Below are 24951 nucleotides of genomic sequence, written 5' to 3' on the forward strand. Positions count from 1 at the left end.
CGAGCGCCAGGATCAGGTGGACGATGAGGACGACGTTTTCCATCTTGGACCTTTGCAGCTTTTGTCTTGGTGCGGCGTGAAGCGGCCTCCCACTTGGCGCGGGCGGCAGGATGGGCGGGTTCTAGGACAAGAGGGCGGGGCTCGCAAGGTGAAATGGGCGCGTCTGCCCCCGCGGTGCAGGGGCGCCGGCGGGGAAGGGGCAGGCGGGGCGCGTTTCGGCGGCGCTCTGCCGCGCGCAAGCTGGCCAGCGGCGCCTGCGCGGGGTGGAACGGCCCGGAACGGCGGCAAAGGGCAGAATCCGGTTTCGCAGCCCCCCGCGCTTCGCTATACGGGCGCGGGTTTACCAGCCAAGTCTAAAGCCAAGTCGAAAGGACCGTGGAATGGCCAATGTTGTCGTTGTCGGCGCCCAGTGGGGCGACGAGGGGAAGGGCAAGATCGTTGACTGGCTCAGCGAGCGCGCCGATATCATCGCGCGCTTCCAGGGCGGTCACAATGCCGGTCACACGCTGGTCATTGACGGCGAGGTCTACAAGCTGAACGCGCTGCCCTCGGGCGTGGTGCGCGGCGGCAAGCTGTCTGTCATCGGCAATGGCGTGGTGCTGGATCCCTGGCACCTGGTCGGCGAGATCGCCAAGATCCGCGAGCAGGGCGTGACCATCGACCCCGAGACGCTGATGATTGCGGAAAATACCCCGCTGATCCTGCCCTTCCACGGGGAACTGGACCGCGCCCGCGAAGAGGCCTCTTCCAAGGGCACGAAGATCGGCACCACGGGCCGGGGCATCGGCCCCTGCTACGAAGACAAGGTGGGCCGCCGCGCGATCCGCGTCGCCGACCTGGCCGACCGCGCCACGCTGGAAGCCCGCGTCGATCGTGCGCTGACCCATCACAACGCCCTGCGCAAGGGCCTGGGGCTGGAAGCCATCGACCGCGATGCGCTGATCGCCAAGCTGGAAGAGATCGCGCCGGAGATCCTGCAATATGCCGCCCCGGTCTGGAAGGTCCTGACCGAGCAGCGCAAGGCCGGCAAGCGCATCCTCTTCGAGGGTGCGCAGGGCTCTCTGCTGGACATCGACTTCGGCACCTATCCCTTTGTCACCTCCTCCAACGTGATCGCGGGGCAGGCGGCGACGGGCGTGGGCATCGGCCCCGGCTCCATCGATTTCGTGCTGGGCATCGTCAAGGCCTATACCACCCGCGTCGGCGAAGGCCCCTTCCCGACGGAGCTGGAAGACGAGACCGGCCAGCGGCTGGGCGAGCGCGGCCATGAGTTCGGCACCGTGACGGGGCGCAAGCGGCGCTGCGGCTGGTTCGATGCGGCACTGGTCAAGCAGACCTGCGCGGTCTCCGGCGTCAACGGCATCGCCCTGACCAAGCTGGACGTGCTGGACGGCTTCGAGACGCTGAAGATCTGCGTCGGCTACGAGCTGGACGGCGCGCGGATGGATTATCTGCCCACGGCCTCGGATCAGCAGGCGCGCTGCACGCCGATCTACGAGGAAATGCCGGGCTGGAGCGAATCCACCGAGGGCGCGCGCAGCTGGGCGGATCTGCCGGCCAATGCGATCAAATACGTCCGCCGCGTGGAAGAGCTGATCGATTGCCCCGTGGCGATGCTGTCCACCAGCCCCGAGCGGGAAGACACGATCCTGGTCACCGATCCCTTCGCGGATTGAGCACCGGGCAACATCACGGGCGCGCGGAGGGGGTAGGCCCCGTCTGCGCGCCGAACCATTCGGGCCGGGGCGCACCTGGCCCGTTCTACCGGGATCGGGAGGCGCTTTCATGGCACTGAGTTACAAGGCACGGCGGCGCTGGTCGCTGTTCATCCTGGTCGTCGGCCTGCCGGTCTACATCGTGCTGGCGGTGAACATCCTGGCGCTGATGGAGCGCCCGCCCATCCTGGTGGAACTGCTGGTCTATATCGTGCTGGGCGTGCTTTGGGCCGTGCCCTTCAAGATGGTCTTCAAGGGCGTCGGCAAGGCCGATCCCGATGCCGATCCGGCGCTTGATGCCGCGGAGGACGAGACCGGCCGGGACTCCACCCCCCGGGGCTAGGCAAAGGCCCCACGGGGCCCTGGCAAACGCGCTCTTGCGCCGGGTGCCTGCGGGCCCGGGCTTTCCATTGCCGGACAGGCGGGTGAAGGTAGGGGACCCGCTGAGGGGCTGCCCGGGGAGGAGCGACGCTTGGCAAGACAGATGAAAGGCGCGCGGACACCGCCCGCCCTGGCGACGCTGATCGTGCTGACCGGCGTCTCCATCCTGAGCATCAACATGTTCGCCACCTCGCTGGCCCATATGGCCGCGGATTTCCAGGTGGATTACGCGGTGATGTCGATCGCCGTGGGCGGCTACCTGTTCATGACAGCCCTTCTGCAGCTGATCTTCGGCCCTCTGTCGGATCTTTACGGGCGGCGGCCGCTGATCCTGATCGGCATGGCGATCTTTGCCCTGGCCTCGGTCGTCTGCGCGCTGACCGAGAACGTGCAGGTCTTCCTGGTGGCGCGGATGTGCCAGGCGGCCTCGGCCACGGGGGTGGCGCTGAGCCGGGCGATCATCCGGGATCAATACGAGGGCCGCGCGGTGGCCCAGAAAATGGCCACCGTGGCCATGGTCATGGCGGTGGCGCCATTGATGGGGCCAGCCCTGGGCGGCGTCATCGACCAGCTGCTTGGCTGGCGCGCGACCTTCTGGCTCTATGCCCTTATCGGTATTGGGATTTTCGCCCTGGCCTGGGTCGACCTGGGCGAGACGAACCACCATCGCGCGGCCAGCTTTTCAGAGCAGTTCAGGGCCTACCCGGAGCTTGTCGCGGCGCCGCGGTTCTGGGGCTACACGATCTGCTGGAGCTTCAGCGTGGCGAGCTTTCACACCTTCGTGGCGGGGGCGCCGCTGGCGGTGAGCGGGGCCTTCGCGCTGCCGCCGAGCCGGCTCGGCGTCTACATGGGGGTGATGACCCTGGGCTATATCGCGGGCAACATGGTGTCGGCCCGGGTGGCGCGCCACTTGGACTGGCCGCTGACCCGGATGATGATCATCGGCCGGGTCGTGGCGATCCTGGCCATCGGGGCGGCGCTGGCGCAGGTCCTGCTGGGGGAACCGCGCCTGGAGGTCTTCTTCTGCGCGGCGGGAATTTCGGGTCTTTCCAATGGTTTGTCGTCGCCCAACGCGGCCGCCGGGGTGATGTCCGTGCGCCCGCAGCTGGCCGGCAGCGCCTCTGGCCTGTCCTCTGCCATGATCATGCTGATGGGCGGGGTCGGGGCCACGCTGCAGGGGCTGGTGATCACGGCCGGCAACGGCGTGACAGTGGTGCTGACGGTGATGTTCGCGGCGGGCGCGATCTCTCTTGCCGCGGCGCTTTGGGTGCGCTGGCTGGAGGGGCGGCGGGCCCGGGAAGAGGCGCTTTCGGCGGAGTGAGCGGGGACGGTGAGGGGCCTTTGCAGCCTGTCGGTATCGCGTCTGTCTTGCGTCGGTATCACGTCGGTGCGGGGCGCGCGGGGGATTAGGGCTTTTTGAACCCTGGGGCGGGACGGGCGGCGGTGTGCGCTTGGCTCGTGGGGGCCTCCGGCGGGAGTTTTTTGGCAAGAAGAAGGGGGAGGTGGCGCGCGCAGGTGGTGGGGCGGGCGCTTCTGTGCGTGGGGAGAGGGCGTGCATGGAAAAAGGGCCCCTGGTTGGGGCCCTTTTGGCGGTGTTGGTCAGGCAGGCGGGTGGGATCAGCCGAGTTCGGACATCCGGGCCAGGGCGGCCTGCAGCTTTGCCTGTTCGTCCTGGCGGGCGGCGATATTCTCGCGCGTTTCCACGACAACCTCTTCGGGCGCGGAGGCGACGAAGTTGGGGTTGTTGAGGCGCCCGGCCATGCTGCCGATTTCCTTGGCGAGCTTTTCGAGGCTCTTTTCCAGGCGGGCCTTTTCCTCTGCCACGTCGATGACATCGGCGAGCGGCAGGCCGAAGGTCGCGCCATCGGCGGGGAGGGTGATCGTGCCCTTGGGGAAGCTGTCGACGGTTTCCAGCGCCTCGATCCGGGCGAGACGCTTGATCATCGTCTCGTTGTTGTCCCAGGCGGTGCGGGCCGTGGCGCTCATGTCGGTGACCACCAGGGGCACATAGGCGCCGGCGGGGACATGCATGGTGGCCCGGGCCGAGCGGATGTCTTCGATCAGGGCGATGACCCAGTTCATTTCCCGGTCTGCTGCCGGGTCGATGAGGCTGGAGTCATAGGCGGGCCAGTCGGTGAGCATCAGAAGCGCGTCGCGCTTGGCGGTGACCTGCCAGAGCTCTTCGGTGATGAAGGGCATGATCGGGTGGAGCATGATCAGGCACTGGTCGATGACCCAGCCCATGACGCGCTGCGTTTCGGCGCGTTCGGGCGCGTCTTCGTTCAGCAGCAGCGGCTTGGCCAGTTCAACGTACCAGTCGCAGACCTTGCCCCAGACGAAGGCATAGAGGCCCTGGGCGGCTTCGTTGAAGCGGTATTCGGCGAGCGCCGCGTCCACCGTTTCGCGGATGCGGGCGGTTTCGCCGATGATCCACTTGTTGACCGTGGCGGTGGCGACGGGGACATCCTGCGCGGGGGCGCCGTTGTCATAGACCCCGTTCATCTCCGCGAAGCGGGTGGCGTTCCAGATCTTGGTGCCGAAGTTGCGGTAGCCCTTGATGCGCTCTTCCGAGAGCTTCAGCACGCCGCCGATGGCCGCCATGGAGGTATTGGTCATGCGCAGCGCATCCGCGCCGTATTCGTCCACGATCTCCAGCGGGTCGATGACATTGCCGGTGGTCTTGGACATCTTCTTGCCCTTCGCGTCCCGGACCAGCTGGTGCAGGTAGACCGTGTGGAAGGGTTCCTGGTCGACCACGGCCAGCTGCATCATCATCATCCGGGCGACCCAGAAGAAGAGGATGTCTTCGCCGGTGATCAGCACCGAGGTGGGGAAGTATTTGTCCAGCTCGGGCGTCTGTTGCGGCCAGCCGAGCGTGCCGATCGGCCAGAGGCCGGAGGAGAACCAGGTGTCCAGCACGTCGGGGTCGCGCCAGACTGGGTAGACGATGACGGTGGGATCCTGGGTGGCGGTGAAATTGGCCAGGCTTTCGGCCAGCATGTGCTGGGCTTCGCGGCGATCCGCGACCTCCACGATGCGGGCATGGGAGATGGGCGAGGGGGTATCCGCGATCTCGTCCCGGAAGGTTTCGATCACGGCGTCGAAATCCGTGCCGCAGGCCTGCACCGGGCCCATGTGCACCAGGTGCTCATCCAGGAAGAGCTTGAGCATGTCGACGAGATCCATGTCCCCGTCGCCGCCCTGTTTCAGGGTGCCGAGGTCCAGACCGTACCAGACCGGGATCTGGTGGCCCCACCAGAGCTGGCGCGAGATGCACCAGGGTTCGATGTTCTCGAGCCAGTGGAAATAGACCTTTTCGCCCGACTCCGGCAGGATCCGGGTGCGCCCGTCGCGCACGGCATCGAGCGCCGGGGCGACGATCTGCGCGGTGTCGACGAACCACTGGTCGGTCAGCATCGGCTCGATCACCACCTTGGAGCGGTCGCCGAAGGGCTGCATGATCGGCTTGGCCTCGACCAGGGGGGTGGGTTCGGCGAGTTCCTCTGCCGTGGGTTCCTGGCCCTTCTTGGGCTTGGGCAGGCCCAGGCGCGGATCGGCCCGGGTGGTCATGACCGCGAGGCCGGCTTCGTTGATATCGGCCACCACGGCTTCGCGCGCCTCAAAGCGATCCATGCCGCGGTATTTCTCGGGCACGAGGTTGAGGCTGTCGATCTCCATCTCCGTGGCGGTGGCGCCTTCGGCGATCTGGCGGGCGCGGGCGACGCAGGTGTCGTAATCATTGCCATCGGCGCGCATGTTCCCGGCCATGTCCATCAGGCGGTACATGGGCAGGTTGCCGCGCTTGGCGACCTGGTAGTCGTTGAAGTCATGCGCCCCGGTGATCTTGACCGCGCCCGAGCCGAAGGTGGGATCGGGGTATTCATCGGTGATGATCGGGATCAGGCGGTCGCAGAGCGGCAGGTGCACCATCTTGCCGACGATGGGCGCATAGCGTTCGTCCGAGGGGTGGACGGCCACGGCGCCGTCGCCCAGCATGGTTTCGGGGCGCGTGGTGGCGATGGAGATGTAATCGCGCTCTTCGGAGAAGGTGACGTGGCCGTCCTCGTCCTTCTCGACGTAGGTGTAGGTCTCTCCGCCGGCCAGCTTGTACTTGAAGTGCCACATGTGACCGGCGACTTCGACATTCTCGACCTCGAGATCGGAGATCGCGGTTTCGAAATGCGGGTCCCAGTTCACCAGGCGCTTGCCGCGGTAGATCAGGCCCTTGTCGTACATCTCCACGAAGACCTTGATGACGGCATCGTGGAAGTCGGGGGAGTTCTCATGGCCCGTGCGCGGATCACCCGGCGCGCCGGCCATGGTGAAGGCGTTGCGCGACCAGTCGCAGGAGGAGCCAAGGCGCTTGAGCTGGTTGACGATGGTGCCGCCGTACTGGCCCTTCCATTCCCAGACCTTTTCCAGGAAGGCTTCGCGGCCCATTTCGCGGCGGCCCGGAAGCTCTTGCGCGGCCAGCATCTTTTCGACCTGGAGCTGGGTGGCGATGCCGGCGTGGTCCTGGCCGGGCTGCCAGAGCGTGTCGAAGCCGCGCATCCGGTGCCAGCGCACGAGGATGTCCTGCAGCGTGTTGTTGAAGGCATGGCCCACGTGCAGCGCGCCGGTCACGTTGGGGGGCGGGATCATCACGCAGAAACTCTCTGCTCCCGGCCTGGCATTGGCGCCGGCCTTGAAGGCCCCGGCCTTGTCCCAGGCGTCGTAGATCCGTGCCTCGGCCTCGGCGGCGTTGAAAGTCTTGTCCATGGCCATCTCGGTTCCCCGTTTTCCCAGCCTCAATCCGTTCTGGTGGGGATAGCGAATTGCGGCAGGGAGGGGAAGGGGGCGCACCATGGGGGCGATGTGCGGGGAGCGTCGGGCAGGGATGGGGGGCTTTGCCCCCGGCCCGCGTTGCGGGCCTCCCCCAGAGTTTGGAGGCAAGAAGAAGGGGGAGGGGCGTGCCCTTTGGGCTTGCGGGCTGGGCTTGTGGGGCGGAATGGCGCGGGGAAAGCGGCGCGGGCTCTGGACAGTGGCAGGGGAGCGGCTAGTGTCCAGATGTTGTCATGCCAGAAGGAGCGCCGCGCCATGGAGAAATTCGGACGCAGTCAGCCGGTCAAACGGGTCGAGGATATCCGGTTCGTCACGGGTCACGGGGGCTATGTCGATGATATCGCTCCGGAAGGATCGCTGGTGGCGGTCTTCTATCGCTCGCCCGTGGCCCATGCGCAGATCACCGGGTTTGGGCTGGAGGAGGCGCGCGCGCTGGAGGGGGTGCATGCGGTGCTGAGCGCCGGGGACCTGGCGGCCGAGGGGATCACCGAGGGGCTGGGCTATACGCGCGAGGACAACCGGGATGGCTCCCTCGGGGCGGCTCCGCGGTATTTCATGCTGGCCGAGGAGCGGGTGCGTTTCGTGGGCGAGCCCCTGGCGGTGGTGCTGGCCGAGAGCGTGGAGCTGGCCAAGGATGCTCTGGAGCTCATCGAGTTCGATTACGAGGAGCTGCCGGCGGAGACGGAGATGGGCGCGGGCGCGGCCGAGCTGCACCCGGAGGCGCCGGGCAACAAGGCGGTCGATTTCTGCCTGGGCGATCCGGAGGCGATGGAGAAGGTCATCGCCGAGGCCGCCCACGTGGTGCGGGCCGATATCATGGACAACCGGGTGATGGTCGTGGCCATGGAGCCGCGCGGTTGTTTCGCCGAGTGGGACGGCACGCGGATGCACCTGAGCTACAATGGCCAGGGGGTCTGGGCGGCCAAGGCGGAGCTGGCGAAGCTTCTGTCGCTGGAGCCCGAGAACGTGCGCGTGACCCATCCCGACGTGGGCGGGGGCTTTGGCATGAAGGCCAAGCTTTACCCCGAGTACATCGTCTGTGCGGCGGCGGCGCGCAAGCTGGGCCGTCCGGTGCGCTGGATCGCGGATCGCACCGAATCCATGCTGGCAGACAATGGCGCGCGGGATCTGAGCCACGAGAGCCTGCTGGCCTTTGACAAGGATCTGAAGATCATCGGTTACCACGTGAAGACGAAGTACAACCTGGGCGCCTATCCGTCGAACTTCGGCCAGAAGATCCAGACGACGCTTTTTGCCAAGGTCTTTACCGGGGTCTATGACATCAAGACCGCGCTGCTGGAGGCCGAGGGTTATTTCACCAATACCACCCCCACCGATGCCTATCGCGGGGCGGGCCGGCCGGAGGCGATCTTTGCCCTGGAGCGCATGATGCATTACGCCGCCCATGAGCTGGGCGTGGATGTCTGGGAGCTGCGGCGGCGCAACTTCGTGCAGCCCGGGGCCTTCCCCTATCGCAGCTTCTCCGGCGAGCTTTACGACGTGGGCAATTTCCCCGCCCTGCTGGATCGCGCGGCCGAGGAGGTGGCCCTGTCCGGCTTTGAGGCGCGGGTTGCGGCCTCTCGCGAGGCGGGAAAACTGCGCGGCATGGGGCTTTGTTATTATATCGAAAGTATTCTGGGTGATCCTAACGAAACCGCACAGGTGGAATTTCTGAAGGATGGATCGGTGAATATCTACGTCGGGACACAGTCGAACGGGCAGGGGCATGAGACCGTCTATGCCCATTTCCTGTCCGACCAGACCGGCATCCCGCAGGATCAGATCCGGGTGATCCAGGGCGACAGCGACCTGATTGCCACCGGCGGGGGCACGGGCGGGTCCCGATCGGTCACGACGCAGGCCAATGCCACCCTGGCCGTGGTCGAGGTCATGGTGGAGGCCTTCGGCGATTTCCTGGCCGAGAAGATGGCCGTGCCGCGCGAGGATGTCTCTTTCGATGACGAGAGTTTCCGCATCAAGGGATCGAATGCCGCGCCGACCATGCTGGACGTGGCCGAGATGGCGGCGGAGGCCGGGCGCCAGGATCTGATGATCCATCGCAAGTCCGCCCGCCTGCCCGGGCGCTCCTATCCCAACGGGGTGCATGTGGCCGAGGTGGAGGTCGATCCCGAGACCGGCGCGGTCAGCCTGGAACGTTACGTGGTGGTCGATGATTTCGGCAACCTGATCAACCCGATGCTGGCAGAGGGCCAGGTGCATGGCGGCGTGGTCCAGGGCCTGGGCCAGGTGCTGATGGAGAACGTCACCTACGACGAGGATGGCCAGCTGCTGACCGCCAGCTTCATGGATTACGCCGTGCCACGGGCCGCCGATGTGCCGATGATCGAGTTCACCTCGGTTCCCGTTCCCTCCACCGCCAATCCCATGGGGATGAAGGGCTGTGGCGAGGCCGGCACCGTGGGCTCGATGGCGGCGGGGGCCAATGCGGTCATGGATGCGCTGGCGCGCGGGGGCGTGAAGCGGGCGGAGATGCCCTTTACCCCGTCGCGCGTGTGGAAAATGCTGAGAGATGCTGACACGGCTGCGTAGACGGATACTGGTCGGGCTGCGCCCGCCCTGGCTGCGCCGCCAGCGCCGCCGGCCCCCCGGGCCCAACCGGGGGCAGGTGCTGCATGTGATCGTGCTGGATGGCACGATGTCCTCTCTCGAGGAGGGAGAGGAAAGCAATGCGGGGCTGATCTACAAGCTGCTGGCAGAGACCGCGGGGCCGGAGCTCTCCGTCTATTACGAGGCCGGGATCCAGTGGCAGAGCTGGCGGTCGACCATGGATGTGTTGCTGGGGCGCGGGATCAACCGGCAGATCCGGCGGGCCTATGGCTGGCTGGCCTCTCGCTATCGGCCGGGCGACCGGGTGATGCTGTTCGGCTATTCGCGCGGGGCTTACGCCGTGCGCTCGCTGGCCGGAATGATCGACCGGGTGGGGCTGTTGCGGGCGGAGCAGGCGACGGAGCGCAACGTGCGCCAGGCCTATCGCCTCTACCAGGAGGCCCATGATCCGCAGACCTGCACCGCCTTTCGCCGCGCCTGGAGCCACGAGGCCGCGTCGATCGAGATGATCGGGGCCTTCGACACGGTGAAGAGCCTGGGGCTGCGGCTGCCGCTGATCTGGAAGCTTGCGGAGGCCAAGCACGGGTTTCACAACCACGCGCTTTCGGCCTGCGTGAAGTCGGGCTTTCATGCGCTGGCGCTGGAAGAGACGCGGCAGGTCTATGCGCCGGTGATGTGGGACAGCGATCCGGCCTGGGCCGGGCGGCTGGAGCAGGTCTGGTTCGCGGGGACCCATGGGGACGTGGGCGGCCAGCTGGGTGGCTTCGCGCCGGCGCGGGAGCTTTCCAACATCCCGCTGGTCTGGATCCTGGGCCAGGCGGAGCTGCGTGGCATGCCCCTGCCGGAGCATTGGCGGGCGCGGTTCCCGATGGATATCGATGCGCCCTCCGTTGGCCAGTGGCGCGGCTATGCCAAGCTGTTCCTGTTGCGCAAGGCCCGGGTCGTGGGCGCGGATCCCTCAGAGCGGCTGCATGACAGTGCCATTGCGCGAGGGCGCTATCCGACGCAGGGGCAGTTGGCGTGATCTTGCGTCTCGGGGGAGGGGCCTTGCCCCTCTTGCGCCCGGGGCGGGCGCAATTCACCCCAAAGTATTTTGGGCCAGATGAAGGGGGATCCGGGCGGTTGCGGCGACGGGGCGCGTCGGCGCGCGTTCAGGGGCGGGGGAGGACCATGCAGGTGGTGGAGCCGGTGGCATAGAGGCGGTCATCGGCGATGCCGCGGATCTCTCCGCTGGCGACGCCGGTGGAGCGGCCGACGTGCTGGGCCAAGCCCGTTGCGCGCACCGGCATGCCGAGGGGGATCGGGCGGATGATGTTCACCTTGTATTCAAGCGTGGTGTAGCTGGTCTCCACCGGCAGGCGGCTGAGGATCGCGCAGGCCATGCAGCTGTCGAGCAGGGTGCCGTACCAGCCGCCATGGACCGTGCCCACGGGGTTCACGTGATCCTGCAGCGGGGTGCCGGTGAAGGTGACATGGCCGTCCTGCGCTGTTTCCAGGGAGAAGTTCAGCGGCACGGAGATCCCGGCGGGCGGCGCGTTGTCGCGCAGCATCCGAGTCAGCTTGTCCAGGCCCGTCATCTCTTTCACGTTTTGCATGAGCATCCTCCCCTTGCGGAAGGGTAATCCCGCAAGGTGGAGAGCTCAACCGCACAGTGGAAGATTTACGCAGCGTAGCGGCACGGGGTCAGCAGAGAGGCGGGGTCAGGCGACGTTTTCCAGCTTGGCCTCGGGCGGGACGCCCAGGGCATGGCAGACATCGCGGGTCAGCTCGGGCTTGTTGAGCGTGTAGAAATGCAGGTTCTCGACTCCCTCGGAGAGCAGCTTGTCGCACATCTCCGTGCAGAGGGCCGTGGCCAGCAGGTCCGCGCGGTCGTCGCGGTCGGCCTTTTCGAAGGCCTCGACAAGCCAGTCGGGGAAGTTGGCGCCGCAGCCCTTGGCGAACTTGCGCATGCCTTTCCAGTTCTCGATCGGCATGATGCCGGGGATGATCGGCTTGTCGATGCCGGCCCTGGCGCATTCGTCGCGGAAGCGCAGGAAGGTCTCCGTTTCGAAGAAGAACTGGGTGATGGCGTCATCGGCCCCGGCTTCGAACTTGCGTTTCAGCCAGCGGACATCGGCGGTGCTGTCGGCGCTGTCGGGGTGGGGTTCAGGGTAGGCGCCCACGTGGATGGTGAACTTCTTCTGCTCTGCCAGGGCTTCGATCAGCTCGACCGAATTGGCAAATCCGCCGGGGGTGGGGGTGAAGCTGCCTTCGCCCTTGGGCGGATCGCCCCGCAGCGCGACGATTTCGCTCACGCCGACCTCTGCAAAGCCATCCACGATCGCCATCGTCTCTTCCTTGGTGGCATTCACGCAGGTCAGATGCGCGGCCGTGTTCAGCCCCATGTGCTTGTGCAGCGTCGCCACGGCATCGCGGGTCAGGTCACGGGTCGTGCCACCGGCACCATAGGTGACGGAGACGAAGCGCGGGTCCAGCGGGGAGAGCACGTTGACCGTGTCCCAGAGCCGGAAGGAGGCTTCGAGGCTTTTGGGCGGGAAGAATTCAAAGGAAACGGCGGGCGTCGTCATCTGGAACCTCTTTGGAGTTGGTCTCTTGTGGCAAAGCCGAGGAAATGAGACAACTTCATAATACTCACGATGATTATGAGCTAAAGCCCATGCATATCGAATTGCGCCACCTGAAAACGATCCGTGCGATCCACGAGGCCGGAGGCCTGGCCAGGGCGGCTGATCTTCTGAAGATAACCCAAAGTGCGCTGTCGCACCAGATCAAGGGCCTGGAGGACCAGGCGGGCATGGAATTGTTCGTGCGCCGGACCAAGCCCATGCGGCTGTCGGCGGCCGGTCTGCGCATGTTGCGCACGGCCGAGCGCATCCTGCCGGAGATGGAGGCGCTGGAAGCCGAGTTCGAGGGGCTGCGCGACGGCAGCGCGGGGCGTCTGCATATCTCTCTGGAATGTCACGCCTGTTTCGACTGGTTGCTGCCGGTGCTGGAGCTGTTCCGCCATGCCTGGGCGGATGTCGACATCGATATTCGCGCGGGCCTTGCCATGCAGGGGCTGGAGGCGCTGGAGCGCGAGCTGGTCGATGTGGTCATCACCTCTGAGCCCGAGGACATCCCCGGGCTGACCTTTGCGCCGATCTTCGATTATTCCCCGGCCTTCATCTGCCCCGCCTCCCATCCCCTGGCCTCCAAGAGCCATATCGAGGCCGAGGACCTGGCCACGGAGATGCTGCTGACCTATCCCATCGACCGCAGCAAGCTGGATGTGACCAAGACGCTGCTGGACCCGGCGGGGGTGGAGCCCGCGGGGTTCCGACAGGTCGAGCTAACAGAGGTGATCCTGCTGCTGGTGGCCTCTGGCCGGGGGGTTGCCGTCTTGCCGGACTGGGCCCTGCGGGAGGCCCGGCGCAAGCCCGATTTCAAGGTGCTGCCGCTGACCCAGGGCGGTGTGACGCGGCGCATGTACGCGGCCTGCCGGTCCGAGGAGGCGGCCAAGCCCTACATGGCGCATTTCACCCGGCTGGCCCGGACAGAGGCGGTGAAGCTGCAACGCCTGCCCGAGAGCTGACGCCACGACTTGACCTTGGGGCGGCAAAAGGGCAGGGCGAAGGCAGCTGCGCACCCTTGGCAAGCCCCATCCCGCAGTCTATACGGCCTTTTCGCATCACGCCCAGTTCCAGACTTTCACGCCTAACGCCTTCTCCCGGAGCCGATCCATGACCTTCAGTGCCAATCTCAACATCATGATGAAAGCCGCCCGCAAGGCGGGCCGGTCCCTCGTGAAGGACTTCCGCGAGGTGGAGAATCTGCAGGTCTCCATGAAGGGGGCCGGCGATTTCGTCAGCCGTGCCGATATCGCGGCAGAGAAGATCCTGAAGGAAGAGCTGATGGGCGCCCGCCCGACCTATGGCTTCCTGGGCGAGGAAGGCACCGAGATCGAGGGCGAAGACCCCACCCGGCGCTGGATCGTCGATCCGCTGGATGGCACCACCAACTTCCTGCACGGTCTGCCGCATTGGGCGGTGTCCATTGCGCTGGAGCACAAGGGCCAGATCGTCAGCGGCGTGATCTACGACCCGGCCAAGGACGAGATGTTCATGGCCGAGAAGGGCGAGGGCGCCTGGATGAACGACATGCGCATCCGTGTGTCCGGCCGGATCCGGATGATCGAATCGATCTACGCCACGGGCCTGCCCTTCGGCGGCCGCCGCGATCTGCCCGACACCCTGAAGGACCTGGCAGAGCTGATGCCGGTCTGTGCCGGCGTGCGCCGCTGGGGCGCGGCATCGCTGGACATGGCCTATGTGGCCGCCGGCCGCTACGACGGCTTCTGGGAGCGCAGCCTGAAGCCCTGGGACATCGCCGCGGGCATCGTCATCGTGCGCGAAGCCGGTGGCCTGATCCAGCCGCTGAACCCCGAGGGCGACATCCTGGCCGATGGCGAGGTCATCTGCGCCAACGAGCCGCTGTTCGACAAGTTCTCCAAGATCATTCGCCGGGGCTGAGGCCCGGGGCGAGTTCGGGGGCCTGATTTGAGGTCCCTGACTTTGCCGGGGTGATCCCGGCTGGGGGCGGCCTTGCGGGGCCGCCTCGAAAGAGGCGCGTCGTGGGCCGGGGCTTTGCCCCCTAGCGGCGTTTGCGCGGCACCTTCGGTACGATGCTGGGAGAGATCCTGTAGCGCGCCTCGGGGTGGGGCGGGCGGCCTTGGGAGCGATCCCAGAAGGCAGGACCGCCCAGGCGCAGGAAGGCCGGCAGGCTCAGCACCAGGCCGATCACGAAGCCGCCCGAATGCGCCCAATAGGCCACGCCGCCGCTTTCGGCATCCACGCCGAAGCTGCGAAACACTTGCAGCGCGAACCAGAGACCGAGCATGATCCAGGCCGGCATGGGGACGATCTTGATCAGGATCAGCACGTCCACCCGCGCTTTCGGAAACAGCAGCAGGTAGCCCCCCATCACCCCCGCGATCGCCCCCGAGGCCCCCACCGTGGGCACCATGGACTGCGGCGCAGAGGCCAAGTGGACCAGCCCGGAGCCCGCCCCGCAGGCCAGGTAGAAGCCCAGGAAGGGCAGCGCGCCCATCTTGTCCTCCAGGTTGTCACCGAAGATCCACAGGAACAGCATGTTGCCGGCCAGGTGCAGCAGGCCAGCATGCAGGAAGGTGGAGGTGAGCAGGGTGAAATAGCCCTCTCCGAAGGACAGGCGCGCGGGGATCAAGGCGAATTCGAAAAAGGTCAGATCCTGCCAGCCCGACATGGAAAAATAGACCAGCACGTTGAGCGCGATGAGCGCGTAGGTGACATAGGGCGTGCTGCCGGAGGGGTTGTGATCGCGAAGGGGAAACATGGGGCCACTTGGCCGGTTTGCCCGGCGCGGTCAAGGTAAAGGCCCGCCGTCTTTGGGGCGCCCGGTCACTGGTGGCGGGGTCCGGCCGGTGCCTGCCTTGGTCTTGGCAGCTCGCGCGCAATTTCCCGGGGATTGGGGCGGCGGGGCATCTTTACTCTGCCGGTCCAATGATTATGGTCCGCCCACCTCCCGAGGCCCGCGTGGTGGAATGGTAGACACAGGGGACTTAAAATCCCTAGCCGCAAGGCGTGCCGGTTCGAGTCCGGCCGCGGGTACCAGCAGGGCAACAGGGTGCGACGGGGATGTCGCATCGCGTTGCGCAGGGGGGGCTTTAGCCATTCAGCCGCGCGTCGGGCCTGCTTCCTTCTTCAGGAGGGCAGGCCCTGGCGTGGTGGTCAGGAGGCAGGCTCGGCCGGGGTGCCTTTGCGCCGGATCACCTGCACCAGGGACATCACGATCAGCCCTGCGGCGGCGATGATGAAGGCCGCGGCGAGCGGACGCTGCAGGAAGACCATCGGATCGCCGCGCCCGATCAGCAGGGCCCGCCGCAGGTTGGTCTCGATCAGCGGGCCCAGCACGAAGCCAAGCAGCAGGAGCGCGGGATTGAACCGCGCGAGCATGAGCGCGTAGCCGATGACGCCGATCAGCGCGACGGCGAAGATGTCGAAGCTGGCCCCGCGCACCGAATAGACGCCGAGGCAGACGAAGATCAGGATCGCCGGATACAGCCAGCGGAAGGGGATGCGCAGCATCGAGACCCAGATCCCGATCAGCGGCAGGTTCAGGACCAGCAGCAGCAGGTTGCCGATGCCGAAGCTTGCGATCAGGCCCCAGAACATGTCGGGGCGCGCTTCCAGCATCAGGGGGCCGGGTTGCACGCCGTGAATGACCAGCGCGCCCAGCATCAGCGCCATGATCGGATCGCCGGGAATGCCAAGCGCCAGCGTAGGGACGAAGGCGCTGATGGCGGCGGAGTTGTTCGCGGCCTCCGGCCCTGCGATCCCTTCGATCGCGCCCTTGCCGAACTGCTCCGGGCGGCGCGAAATCCGGCGCTCTGCCGCATAGGCGAGGAAGGAGGAAATGGTCGAGCCGGTGCCGGGCAGCGCGCCGAAGAAGCTGCCCAGGCTGGCACCGCGCAGGGCCGGGAAGGGGATGCGGCGCAGCTCTGCCCGGCTGGGCATCAGGTCGCGCAGCGCCACGTGGGGCGGCACGCCGGTACGCTCGGCCTTGCGGATATTGGCGATGACCTCGGCCACGCCGAAAAGCCCCATGGCCAGCGCCACCAGGTTGATGCCATCCATCAGCTCTGTCTGGCCGAAGGTGAACCGCTGCGCGCCCGAGTTCACATCGGTGCCGACGCAGCCCAGGATCAGCCCCAGGACGACCATGGCCAGCCCCTTGGCCGGGGCCTTGGCCCCAACGGTGGAGGCGGCGACAAGGCCAAGCAGCATCATCGCGGCATATTCGGCGGCCCCGAAGGCGACCGCCGCCCGCGTGAGGGCGCCGGAGAGCACGATCAGCACGAAGATCCCGATCATCGATCCCGCGAAACTGGACACCATCGAGGTGAACAGCGCCACGCCGGCGCGCCCCTGCTGGGCCAGCGGGTAGCCATCCAGCGTGGTGACCGCCGATTGCGGGGTGCCGGGCAGGCGCAGCAGGATCGAGGCCACGGCGCCGCCGTATTGCGAACCGTAGTAGACCCCGGCCAGCATCACCAGCGCCGCTTCGGGCGACAGGTAATAGGTGATCGGCAGCAAGAGAGAGATCGTGGCCATTGCGCCGATGCCGGGCAGGACCCCCACGAAGGTGCCCAGCAGCACGCCGAACATGCAGTAAATCAGCACGTCAGGTTGTGCAGCAACGCTCAACCCGTGCAGGAACCCGTCCCAACCGCTCATAGTCAGATGCCTTTCATAGACCCGGCCAGAGCGGGACAGTCATTTTCAATCCGAAGGAAAACACCCCGACCGAGAGGGTCGTGACGATCCCGGCCAGCAGGATCCGCCAGCCGATCCGGCGGTTCGGGGTGGCCAGCGTGGCGATCAGCACGCTGATCAGGGTCGCCAGCACCAGGCCCAGGCTGTTGAGGCCGGCGGCGAAGACAAGGATCGCCGCCAGCACCGCGAGGCATTCCTTCCATGCCACGCGGATCGCTTCACCCTGCCGCCCAAGGGCGGGAAGCGCGATGATCAGACCCAGCACGGAAAGGGTGCCGCCCAGGAGCACCGGGAAGAACCCGGGCCCCATGCGGCGCATCGTGCCGATATCGTACTGTTCCACTGAGTAGAAGGTGACGAAAAGGCCGATGGCCGCCAGGATGAGGCCGCCCGCCAGGTCAGGAATATCGCGCTTCATCGATCAGTCTTTCGCGTCGATCCGGTCAAGCACCGAACCCCAGACCTTGGTGTCTTCGGCGATGCGCTTTTCCAGGTCTTCGGGCGTGCCGCCGGCAGCCTGCCAGCCCATGTCCAGCAGACGCTGCTGCACCGTTTCATCGTCGAGGATCGCGTTGATGTCGGTGCTGAGTTGATCGATGACCGCAGGGTCGGTGTCTGCCGGCGCGATGAAGGCGTTCCACAGTTCGGCGCGGAAATCCTCGGGCAGACCGGCCTGGCCGGCCATGACCGGCACGCCGGGTGCCTGTGCAAAGGGCTCTTGCGAGGTGATGCCGAGGATCCGCAGCTTGCCCGCCTCGACGTATTGCATCGCGGCGGAGGGGGCCATGAAGCCGGCGTCGATCTCATGCCCGATGATCGCGGTGGTGACCTCTGCATAGGAGGTGAAGGGGATGTGCAGCATTTCCACGCCCGCACGATCAGAGAAGAGCTCTGCCGTCAGGTGCGCGCCGGAGCCCTGGCCGACGGAGCCATAGGCAAGCGCCTCGGGCTCTTCGCCGGCGGCTTCGACGAAGCCGGAGAGGTCCTCTGCCGTGAAATCGGCGGCCACGACCAGCACCAGGGGCGAGGTCGCGATCAGCGTGACCGGCGCGATATCCGCCGCGACGTCATAGCCCAGGCTGGGCGTCAGGCGCGGTGCGGTCGTCAGCGGGCCGTTGATCGTGGTGGCGAAGGAGTTTTCCTGGTCCTTCGCGTTCAGCATCTGCTGGATGCCGATGATGCCACCAGCGCCGGGCTTGTTTTCGATCACGAAGGGCTGGCCCAGCTTTTCGGCCAGCGGTTCCGTCACGATCCGCGCCAGCAGGTCGGGAGAGGAGCCCGCGGGGAAGCCCACGTAGACATGCTGCGGCTGGCTGGGCCAGCTGGCCTCCTGTGCGAAGACAGGCGTGCAGAGCGAAAGGGCTGCAGCGCCCAAAAGGGCTGCGCGACGCGAAATGAACATGGTGAAACCTCCCGGAGTCATGTTTGGCTTAAAGAGCCGTCAATCGCGCGCAAAATCGCGGAAAGTGCAGGCATTGGCAAGGTGCCGTCAAACATCCCGCACCAAGGGGAGATCGGGCGCGACTCGGTGGCCGGGACGGGGGGAGCAGCCGCCGCAGCCATGTGCGACAGCCGGGCTGGGACGCGGGTGGCGGGGCGCCCGCATTGGGGAGCTTCCTGCGGGACGCGGCATTTTGTCAGCCTCACCGTCGAAAGACGGGGCGACGGGCAGAAAGACCCTTCCTTCCGCCCCTCCTGGCTGCCATCCTGGTCCCCATGAACAGCACCACATGGACATGCAAATGCGGCCAGGTCGCGCTGACCGTCGCACCGGACGGCGGCACGCGCGCGGTTTGCTATTGCAAGAGCTGCCGCGCCTACGCCACGCGTCTTGGCGCGAGTGACATTCTTGATGAAGCTGGGGGCAGCGATCTTTACCAGGTCGCGCCCGAAGCCGCGCAGTTCGTGAAAGGCGCGGACAAGGTCGCCTGGACGAGGATGACAGGCAAGGGGCCCGCGCGGTGGTTCACGACCTGCTGTCACTCGCCGCTTGCCAATACCCTGCCGACACGGGCCATTCCGTTCATGACGCTTCAGGCGGCCTATCTTTCGCAGAAAGATGCTTTGCCACCGATCAAGATACGCGTGTTCGAAGAGTGCGCCACGGGCCCCGTACCAGAGAAAAAATATGGCAAGGGGCGCCTTTTGAGGGAATTTGCCCTGCGCTCTGTGAAGTCGCGGCTTTCCGGTGGCTGGCGGCGGAACCCGTTCTTCGATGATGCCGGCAAGCCGATCGGCCCGAAAGTGCCGCTGCCGGAGTGATGTCACAGGCGCCGCGCCCCGCGCCGAGGGGCTGGCATCTTGGCCAGGGAGAGGTTTGGAAGCATTCATTTGTCGCTATGTGTCGGCAAGCCGTATCTGCCATTGCGGCCGATGAACTCTCCTAACCCGGTCCGAAGTCGACATTCGAGTGCGGCGAGCGTTCTGCGCCCCACCTGGCAGGTGATGTCGGTGTTCAGGGAGTAGCTGGTCATCAGGACATCTTTGCTGGCTATTTCGCCATGTCGGCGTGAAGCCGTGGCGCGGGAGGGCGCCTGGCCTTGACGGGCACGGGCTGGTCGCTGTTTCCCGATGGATTTTAGACAGTTCGCGGCGGCGGAAGCGCTGGAGCATTAAGCCCGCCGCAATCCTTTTCTTCCAAGGTGCCGGGCGAAGAATGCCTTGGATGAAGGGAAACCACATGAAATCGATTTTTGCGGGTCTTGCGCTGACCCTTGCTGCCGCGCCCTGTTTTGCCAACCCCTATGAAGCCTCGATGCGTGATTACCTGGAAAGCGAATTGCTTGTCTGGGCCTTCTCGCCCGTCATCATTGAGGCCGTGCGCGCCCAGAACACCGCCCATGCCGATGTCGACCAGGCCTGGATCGATGCCGCGGACCTGCGCTGGCGCGCCGAAGTGGGAAGCGGCACGCAGCCGACGATCCGCCCGGTGCTGGAAAACCCGGCCGCGGATTTCCTGCGCGATCAGATGGACAACTCTGCCGGCACGATCTTCGAAGTCTTCGTGATGGATGAGCACGGGCTGAACGTTGCCTCCAGTGGGGCAACCTCGGATTACTGGCAGGGCGACGAGGCGAAGTTCCAGCAGACCTATGGCGTGGGACGCGGTGCGGTCTTCGTGGACGAGGTCGAATTCGATGAATCCGTGCAGTCTTACGTTGGCCAGGTCTCCCTGACGATCTCCGATCCGGAAACCGGTGATCCCATCGGGGCGATGACCGTCGGGCTCAATGCAGAGATGCTGTACTGAGGCAACCGCGCTGCGGGCCCCTGATCGACAGGGGCCGCAGGCCTTCGCGCCAGCGACTATGAAGGCGCGCGCCCCGCGATGTGCCGGGCTTGTCCCGGCGGTCATCGTCTGACCAAGCGCCGGGCCGGATCGCGCCGGCACAGAGCCGGGGCAGGAAGACCGCGCCAGATCCCCGGACCATCGCGCCAGATCAAGGAAACCAGCATGCCACGATCAGCCAGAGACAGCCGCGCCATTCCCTTCTTTCGCTCGACCTTCTTCCGGGCGACCTTCATCGTTGCGCTCTGCATCCTCTCCGTGGTCACCACGACGGAGCTGATCGCGATGTCCAAGGCACGCCAGTCCATCGTGGAGTGGACGGCGATCCGCGGCAACGAGGCCACGGCGGGGCTGTCGGGGCAGGTTGGCGGCGCGCTGAAGTTCAACCGGCCCGAAGCCGTGGACGAGCTGATCGAGGGCTTCGCAGGTGGTGTCGGGGGCGACCTGCGCGGGGCCATGTCCGTGCGCGCCGATGGCAGCACGCTGACCGAATTGCAGATCCAGGATTTTGACGTTGTGGCGGCCCGGCGCGCCGCCGAAGCCGCGATCCGCACCCAGAGCCCGCAGGTCGACATGGAAAACCTGATCTGGGCCTATCCGGCACGCTATGGCCCGGCGAAGGAAATCACCGGTGCCTTCGTGACCCAATGGGACGTGCGTGAGCGCATGGCTGCTGCCTTGGCGGGCCGCATCAACGCGATCTTTATGGCCTTCGGGGTCTTCCTGGTGGCGGTCGGGATCGCGGCGGTGCTGTTCTACCGGTCGATCTCTGTCCCGCTGCGGCATGTGACCGACCAGATGGGGGACGTGGCCAAGGGCCGGTTCGACGCGGTGATCCATGGCACCCGGCGTGCGGATGAGATCGGGGGCATTGCCAAGCGCCTGGACGAATTCCGCCTGGATCTTCAGGCGGCCCGGGCGACGGAGATGGAAAATGCGTTCAAGAGCGAGGCGCTGAGGACCTCAGGCGCGGCGATGATCCTGCTGGATGACAAGATGGACATCGCCTTCGTGAACGGCGCAAGCCGGAAGCTGCTTGAGCACCTTAAGGAGGTGATCCGCGGCGACTGGACGGATTTCGATCCCAAGGACCTGCAAGGGCAGCCGATGAAGCGGTTCCCGGGTGTGGATGCTTTCTTCGAGGAGGTCAGCAGTGGACGCGCCGCCCTGCCGCGCCAGACAGAGCTGAAATGGGGGGAGGCCCGCATCTTGGTGTCGGTGGATTCGGTTAGCGCCGAGGACAAGCATGTGCTTGGCTACGTGATCGAGCTGCAGGATGTGACCAAGCAGAAGCTGAACGAGGCGGTGCTTGCGGCGATCGACACCCAGCAGGTTCGGGTGGAATTCGATGAGAACTTCAACCTGGCCGGCTGGAACCGGCGGCTGGCAGAGATGGCCGGCCCCTCGGTCGAGACGATGCGCGGCCTGCGCCGCAGCAAGGTGCTGACCCAGGTCGGAGAAACGGAGGAAGAGGCCAAGGCGGCTTTCGTGGAGCTTCGCAAGGGGCTGTCCCTGACCGGCAAGTTCGTGCTTCAGGCCGGCGGGGATCAGGAGCTCTTCTTCCAGGGCAGCCTGACGCCGATCATGGATCCGGACGGCACTGTCGAACGCTGCGTCTTCGTTGGCTCCGACATCACGGAGAGCCACCTGGCGATGGAGGCCGCAGACCGCGAGCGCAAGGAGACGGCCGCGCAGCAGCAGTTGGTGATGAACTCGCTCAAGGTCGGCCTGAGAAGCCTGGCGCAGGGCGATCTGACCAGCACGATCACCCAGCCGTTCCGGGCCGATTACGAGCAGCTTCGCGCCAATTTCAACCAGGCGGTGGAAGAGCTTCACGGGGCCATGTGCGCCGTGGTGCAGAACACGGAATCGATCCAGGGAGAGACTCGGGAAATCAGCAATGCCGCCGATGACCTGGCGCAGCGGACAGAGAAACAGGCCGCAACGCTGGAAGAGACCGCCGCGGCGCTGGATGAGCTGACGGCTTCGGTCAAATCGGCCGCGTCCGGCGCGGATGAGGCCAGCCAGATCGCCGCCGGAGCGCAGGCCAAGGCGGAAACCGGTGGCACCGTCGCCCGCCAGGCGGTGGAGGCCATGGATGCGATCCGGGCCTCGTCCCAGGAGATTTCCAAAATCACCAGCGTGATTGACGACATTGCCTTCCAGACCAATCTTCTGGCGCTCAATGCCGGGGTGGAGGCCGCGCGGGCCGGGGATGCCGGGCGGGGCTTCGCGGTCGTGGCGACCGAAGTCAGGGCGCTTGCCCAGCGGTCGTCCGAAGCGGCGCGAGAGATCAATGCCCTGATCTCTGCCAGCGGCAATCACGTGAAATCGGGCGTGGACCTGGTGGACCGGACGGGGGAGGCGCTTGGCGATATCGTGACCTCGGTCGTGGATATCTCAAACCGGGTGTCGGCCATTGCCACCTCTGCGAGGGAGCAGTCGATGGGGCTGAACGAGATCAACACGGCCATGAACGACCTGGACCAGGTGACCCAGCAGAACGCCGCCATGTTCGAGGAAACCACCGCGGCCAGCCATTCCCTGACCTCGGAGGCAAATTCCCTGGTGGAGGCGGCCAGCAAGTTCAAGGTGAATGCGCCGCGGGGCAGCAAGAGCCGGAAGCGCACCGCCGGAGGGCCTGGCCGGGAAAAGGTCGCGGATCTTGTGGCGGTTGGCGGCGGGGCCGCGCCGGCAGGCAAGACGGCCCAGAAGTGGAAAGAGACCTGAGCTTGGGCGCTGGTCCGCGCAGAGCCAAAGAAACAGGCCCGCTGCCGGAAACGGCGCGGGCCTGATGCGGTTTGGGTCATGGCGAGCGGGGCAGGAGGGCGGCTGCGGCGCAACTTGCGCTCGGGGCCGGTGAACCGGAGCTTTTCTGAAAGCCCTAACCTTGGAAGCTGATCCGGGTCTGGTGAGGCCGCTCGGTCTGAGCGGCTAGCCCGGTCAAGCCTGCGGAGGCCCGGCCCGCTGAACTGCGGGGCCGGGTGCCGTCCAGTTTCAGTCGCGCTTGCCGCTGAACTGCGTCTGCCAGCTGTCACGCTCTTCATCGGTGATCTTGCGGAAGAGGTTCTCGGGAACCGTGAAGGACGCCCCGGGCGCAAGGGCCGAAAGCGCCGCGCCGGCGTCATCGGGCCAGGGCTGATCGCCGGTCTGGCCAAGGGCGTCGCGAAGCGTGGCGCAGGCATCCGGAATGAAGGGTTCGGAGATCTTGGCGTAGAGCGCGATCAGGTTCAGCGACAGGCGAATGATCGCGGCGGCGCGGTCCGGATCCTCCTTGTAGGCCGCCCAGGGGGCCGCGCTTTGCAGGTATTCATTGCCGGCCGCCCAGATGCCGCGCAGTTCCTGCGCGCTCTTGCGGATCTCGATCGCATCCATGTTGGCCGTGTAGCGCTGGAGCCGGGCAGAGATATCGGCGATCAGCGCCTCTTCTTCCGGGCCGTAGCTGCCGCCTTCGGGGATGGCTTCGCCGAACTTGGAGCGGCAGAACTTGGTCACGCGAGAAACGAAGTTGCCCAGCACGTCCGCCAGGTCCTTGTTCACGGAGGCCTGGAAGTTCTCCCAGGTGAATTCGCTGTCGGAGCTTTCGGGCGCGTGGGACAGAAGCCACCAGCGCCAGTAGTCCGACGGCAGGATCGACAGCGCCTGGTCCATGAAGACGCCACGCCCGCGCGAGGTGGAGAACTGGCCGCCTTCGTAGTTCAGGTAGTTGAAGCTCTTGATGTAATCGACCAGCTTCCAGGGCTCTTTCGAGCCCAGGATCGTCGCCGGGAAGGAAAGCGTGTGGAAGGGGACGTTATCCTTGCCCATGAACTGGGTGTAGGTCACGTCCTCTGCGCCCTTGTCGGTGCGCCACCAGCGGGCCCAGTCATCGCCCTTGCCGGCATCGACCCATTCCTGCGCGCAGGCGATGTATTCGATCGGCGCGTCGAACCAGACGTAGAAGACCTTGCCTTCCATGCCGGGCCAGGGCTCTTCGCCCTTGCGCACGGGAATGCCCCAGTCCAGGTCGCGGGTGATGCCCCGGTCCTGCAGCCCGTCGCCGTCATTCAGCCATTTCTTGGCGATGGAGGTGGTCAGGATCGGCCAGTCGTGTTTGCTGTCGATCCAGGCCTCCAGCTCTGCCTTCATTTCCGACTGGCGCAGGTGAAGGTGCTTGGTTTCGCGCACCTCCAGGTCGGTGGCGCCGGAGACGGTGGAATGCGGGTTGATCAGGTCGACCGGGTCCAGCTGCTTGGTGCAATTGTCGCATTGGTCGCCACGGGCGCTGTCGAAACCGCAGTTGGGGCAGGTGCCTTCGATGTAGCGGTCGGGCAGGTAGCGGCCATCGGTGGGCGAATACATCTGGGTTTCAGAGACTTCGCGGATCAGCCCCTGGTCTGCCAGAACGCCCGCGAATTGCTGGGTCAGCGCGTGGTTCTGGGCCGAGGAGGAGCGGCCGAAGTGATCGAAGGACAGGCGGAAGCCTTCCGCGATCCCGGCCTGGATATCGTGCATTTCGGCGCAGTAGTCCGCGACGGGCTTGCCGGCCTTGGCGGCGGCAAGCTCTGCGGGCGTACCGTGTTCATCCGTCGCGCAGAGAAAGAGCACTTCGTTGCCGCGGCCGCGCTGGTAGCGCGCGAAAACATCGGCGGGCAATTGGGAGCCCACGAGATTGCCGAGGTGTTTGATCCCGTTGATATAGGGAATGGCCGAGGTGATGAGGTGCCGTGCCATGGAATGCCCTTCGCGTAGCGGTTTCGGCCTCCCATACAATTCCGGGGCGGTGAGCGCCAGAGGGGAGCCAGAGGAAGCCCAGAGGAAGCCTTGTGGCATCCGGCCGTGCGACTGTGAAGGGGGAAGGTGATTTGTGCTTTATCCCGGTGGCGGCGGGCACGGGACTTGCGCTGAA

At 66.0% G+C, this 24951-nt stretch carries 19 protein-coding genes and 1 tRNA gene; 11 read left to right on the forward strand and 9 right to left on the reverse strand.

From position 1 onward, the window contains the following. Nucleotides 1–380 precede the first annotated feature (380 nt). The 3 genes from HCZ97_RS11780 to HCZ97_RS11790 all read left to right on the forward strand — a co-directional run bounded on the left by HCZ97_RS11780 (nt 381) and on the right by HCZ97_RS11790 (nt 3417). Nucleotides 381–1676 carry an adenylosuccinate synthase gene (locus HCZ97_RS11780; RefSeq protein WP_167688918.1) on the forward strand — a complete coding sequence of 432 codons (1296 nt, stop codon included), beginning with the start codon at nt 381–383 and terminating at the stop codon, nt 1674–1676. Nucleotides 1677–1785: 109 nt separating this feature from the next. Further along, nucleotides 1786–2058 carry a DUF2842 domain-containing protein gene (locus HCZ97_RS11785; RefSeq protein ID WP_167688919.1) on the forward strand — a complete coding sequence of 91 codons (273 nt, stop codon included), beginning with the start codon at nt 1786–1788 and terminating at the stop codon, nt 2056–2058. Nucleotides 2059–2187: 129 nt separating this feature from the next. Beyond that, entirely contained in the window at nt 2188–3417 is a 1230-nt protein-coding gene (locus tag HCZ97_RS11790) for a multidrug effflux MFS transporter (protein ID WP_254871496.1), read from the forward strand. A gap of 296 nt (nt 3418–3713) precedes the next feature. On the opposite strand, the gene HCZ97_RS11795 is transcribed toward HCZ97_RS11790, so the two are convergent. Continuing rightward, nucleotides 3714–6860 carry a valine--tRNA ligase gene (locus HCZ97_RS11795; RefSeq protein ID WP_167688920.1) on the reverse strand — a complete coding sequence of 1049 codons (3147 nt, stop codon included), beginning with the start codon at nt 6858–6860 and terminating at the stop codon, nt 3714–3716. Nucleotides 6861–7172: 312 nt separating this feature from the next. On the opposite strand from HCZ97_RS11795, the gene HCZ97_RS11800 reads away from it, so the two are divergent. Together HCZ97_RS11800 and HCZ97_RS11805 are read left to right on the forward strand one after the other, a co-directional pair. Continuing rightward, nucleotides 7173–9467 (forward strand): xanthine dehydrogenase family protein molybdopterin-binding subunit, encoded by a 2295-nt coding sequence (locus HCZ97_RS11800; protein ID WP_167688921.1) that lies wholly within the window; start codon nt 7173–7175, stop codon nt 9465–9467. Further along, nucleotides 9448–10509, forward strand: a complete 1062-nt coding sequence (locus tag HCZ97_RS11805; protein ID WP_167688922.1) for a DUF2235 domain-containing protein — start codon at nt 9448–9450, stop codon at nt 10507–10509. Before HCZ97_RS11800 ends, HCZ97_RS11805 begins: the two co-directional genes overlap by 20 nt. A 127-nt stretch (nt 10510–10636) precedes the next feature. On the opposite strand, the gene HCZ97_RS11810 is transcribed toward HCZ97_RS11805, so the two are convergent. Both HCZ97_RS11810 and metF read right to left on the reverse strand, forming a co-directional pair. Further along, nucleotides 10637–11080, reverse strand: coding sequence for a PaaI family thioesterase (locus tag HCZ97_RS11810; RefSeq protein WP_254871497.1), 444 nt, complete (start codon nt 11078–11080; stop codon nt 10637–10639). A gap of 105 nt (nt 11081–11185) precedes the next feature. Next, the gene (gene metF, locus HCZ97_RS11815; protein WP_167688924.1) at nt 11186–12052 is read right to left on the reverse strand and encodes a methylenetetrahydrofolate reductase [NAD(P)H]; all 867 of its coding nucleotides are present in this window, start codon (nt 12050–12052) and stop codon (nt 11186–11188) included. 89 nt (nt 12053–12141) lie between these two features. Between metF and HCZ97_RS11820 the strand changes: the two genes are divergently transcribed. Continuing rightward, entirely contained in the window at nt 12142–13056 is a 915-nt protein-coding gene (locus tag HCZ97_RS11820; RefSeq protein ID WP_167688925.1) for a LysR family transcriptional regulator, read from the forward strand. A gap of 148 nt (nt 13057–13204) precedes the next feature. Next, a complete protein-coding gene (locus tag HCZ97_RS11825; RefSeq protein ID WP_167688926.1) occupies nt 13205–13993 on the forward strand; it encodes an inositol monophosphatase family protein in 789 nt (262 codons plus the stop codon). Nucleotides 13994–14114: 121 nt separating this feature from the next. On the opposite strand, the gene HCZ97_RS11830 is transcribed toward HCZ97_RS11825, so the two are convergent. Continuing rightward, the gene (locus tag HCZ97_RS11830) at nt 14115–14834 is read right to left on the reverse strand and encodes a rhomboid family intramembrane serine protease (protein WP_167688927.1); all 720 of its coding nucleotides are present in this window, start codon (nt 14832–14834) and stop codon (nt 14115–14117) included. 194 nt (nt 14835–15028) lie between these two features. Between HCZ97_RS11830 and HCZ97_RS11835 the strand changes: the two genes are divergently transcribed. After that, nucleotides 15029–15112: transfer RNA gene (locus HCZ97_RS11835), tRNA-Leu, on the forward strand. A 117-nt stretch (nt 15113–15229) separates the two neighbouring features. Here the strand turns inward: HCZ97_RS11835 and HCZ97_RS11840 are convergent. From HCZ97_RS11840 to HCZ97_RS11850, 3 genes are read right to left on the reverse strand one after another with little or no spacing between them, the layout of a single operon-like run. Further along, nucleotides 15230–16735, reverse strand: a complete 1506-nt coding sequence (locus tag HCZ97_RS11840) for a tripartite tricarboxylate transporter permease (RefSeq protein ID WP_167688928.1) — start codon at nt 16733–16735, stop codon at nt 15230–15232. Between the two features lie 13 nt (nt 16736–16748). Then, nucleotides 16749–17192, reverse strand: a complete 444-nt coding sequence (locus tag HCZ97_RS11845; RefSeq protein ID WP_167688929.1) for a tripartite tricarboxylate transporter TctB family protein — start codon at nt 17190–17192, stop codon at nt 16749–16751. 3 nt (nt 17193–17195) lie between these two features. Further along, nucleotides 17196–18176 carry a tripartite tricarboxylate transporter substrate binding protein gene (locus tag HCZ97_RS11850; protein ID WP_167688930.1) on the reverse strand — a complete coding sequence of 327 codons (981 nt, stop codon included), beginning with the start codon at nt 18174–18176 and terminating at the stop codon, nt 17196–17198. 314 nt (nt 18177–18490) lie between these two features. Here HCZ97_RS11850 and HCZ97_RS11855 point away from each other — a divergent pair, with 314 nt between their 5' ends. Further along, the gene (locus HCZ97_RS11855) at nt 18491–19036 is read left to right on the forward strand and encodes a DUF6151 family protein (RefSeq protein WP_167688931.1); all 546 of its coding nucleotides are present in this window, start codon (nt 18491–18493) and stop codon (nt 19034–19036) included. A 65-nt stretch (nt 19037–19101) separates the two neighbouring features. On the opposite strand, the gene HCZ97_RS11860 is transcribed toward HCZ97_RS11855, so the two are convergent. Beyond that, complete coding sequence (locus tag HCZ97_RS11860) at nt 19102–19248, reverse strand: hypothetical protein (RefSeq protein WP_167688932.1); 147 nt, start codon at nt 19246–19248, stop codon at nt 19102–19104. 206 nt (nt 19249–19454) lie between these two features. Between HCZ97_RS11860 and HCZ97_RS11865 the strand changes: the two genes are divergently transcribed. Both HCZ97_RS11865 and HCZ97_RS11870 read left to right on the forward strand, forming a co-directional pair. Continuing rightward, nucleotides 19455–20024 carry a hypothetical protein gene (locus tag HCZ97_RS11865; protein ID WP_167688933.1) on the forward strand — a complete coding sequence of 190 codons (570 nt, stop codon included), beginning with the start codon at nt 19455–19457 and terminating at the stop codon, nt 20022–20024. A 204-nt stretch (nt 20025–20228) separates the two neighbouring features. Then, entirely contained in the window at nt 20229–22793 is a 2565-nt protein-coding gene (locus tag HCZ97_RS11870) for a methyl-accepting chemotaxis protein (protein WP_167688934.1), read from the forward strand. Nucleotides 22794–23060: 267 nt separating this feature from the next. On the opposite strand, the gene metG is transcribed toward HCZ97_RS11870, so the two are convergent. Next, nucleotides 23061–24776, reverse strand: coding sequence for a methionine--tRNA ligase (metG, locus tag HCZ97_RS11875; RefSeq protein ID WP_167688935.1), 1716 nt, complete (start codon nt 24774–24776; stop codon nt 23061–23063). Nucleotides 24777–24951: the final 175 nt, after the last annotated feature.

Origin of the sequence: Pseudooceanicola sp. HF7, assembly GCF_011806405.1 — a bacterium.
In the GTDB taxonomy this organism is placed as follows: domain Bacteria; phylum Pseudomonadota; class Alphaproteobacteria; order Rhodobacterales; family Rhodobacteraceae; genus Pseudooceanicola.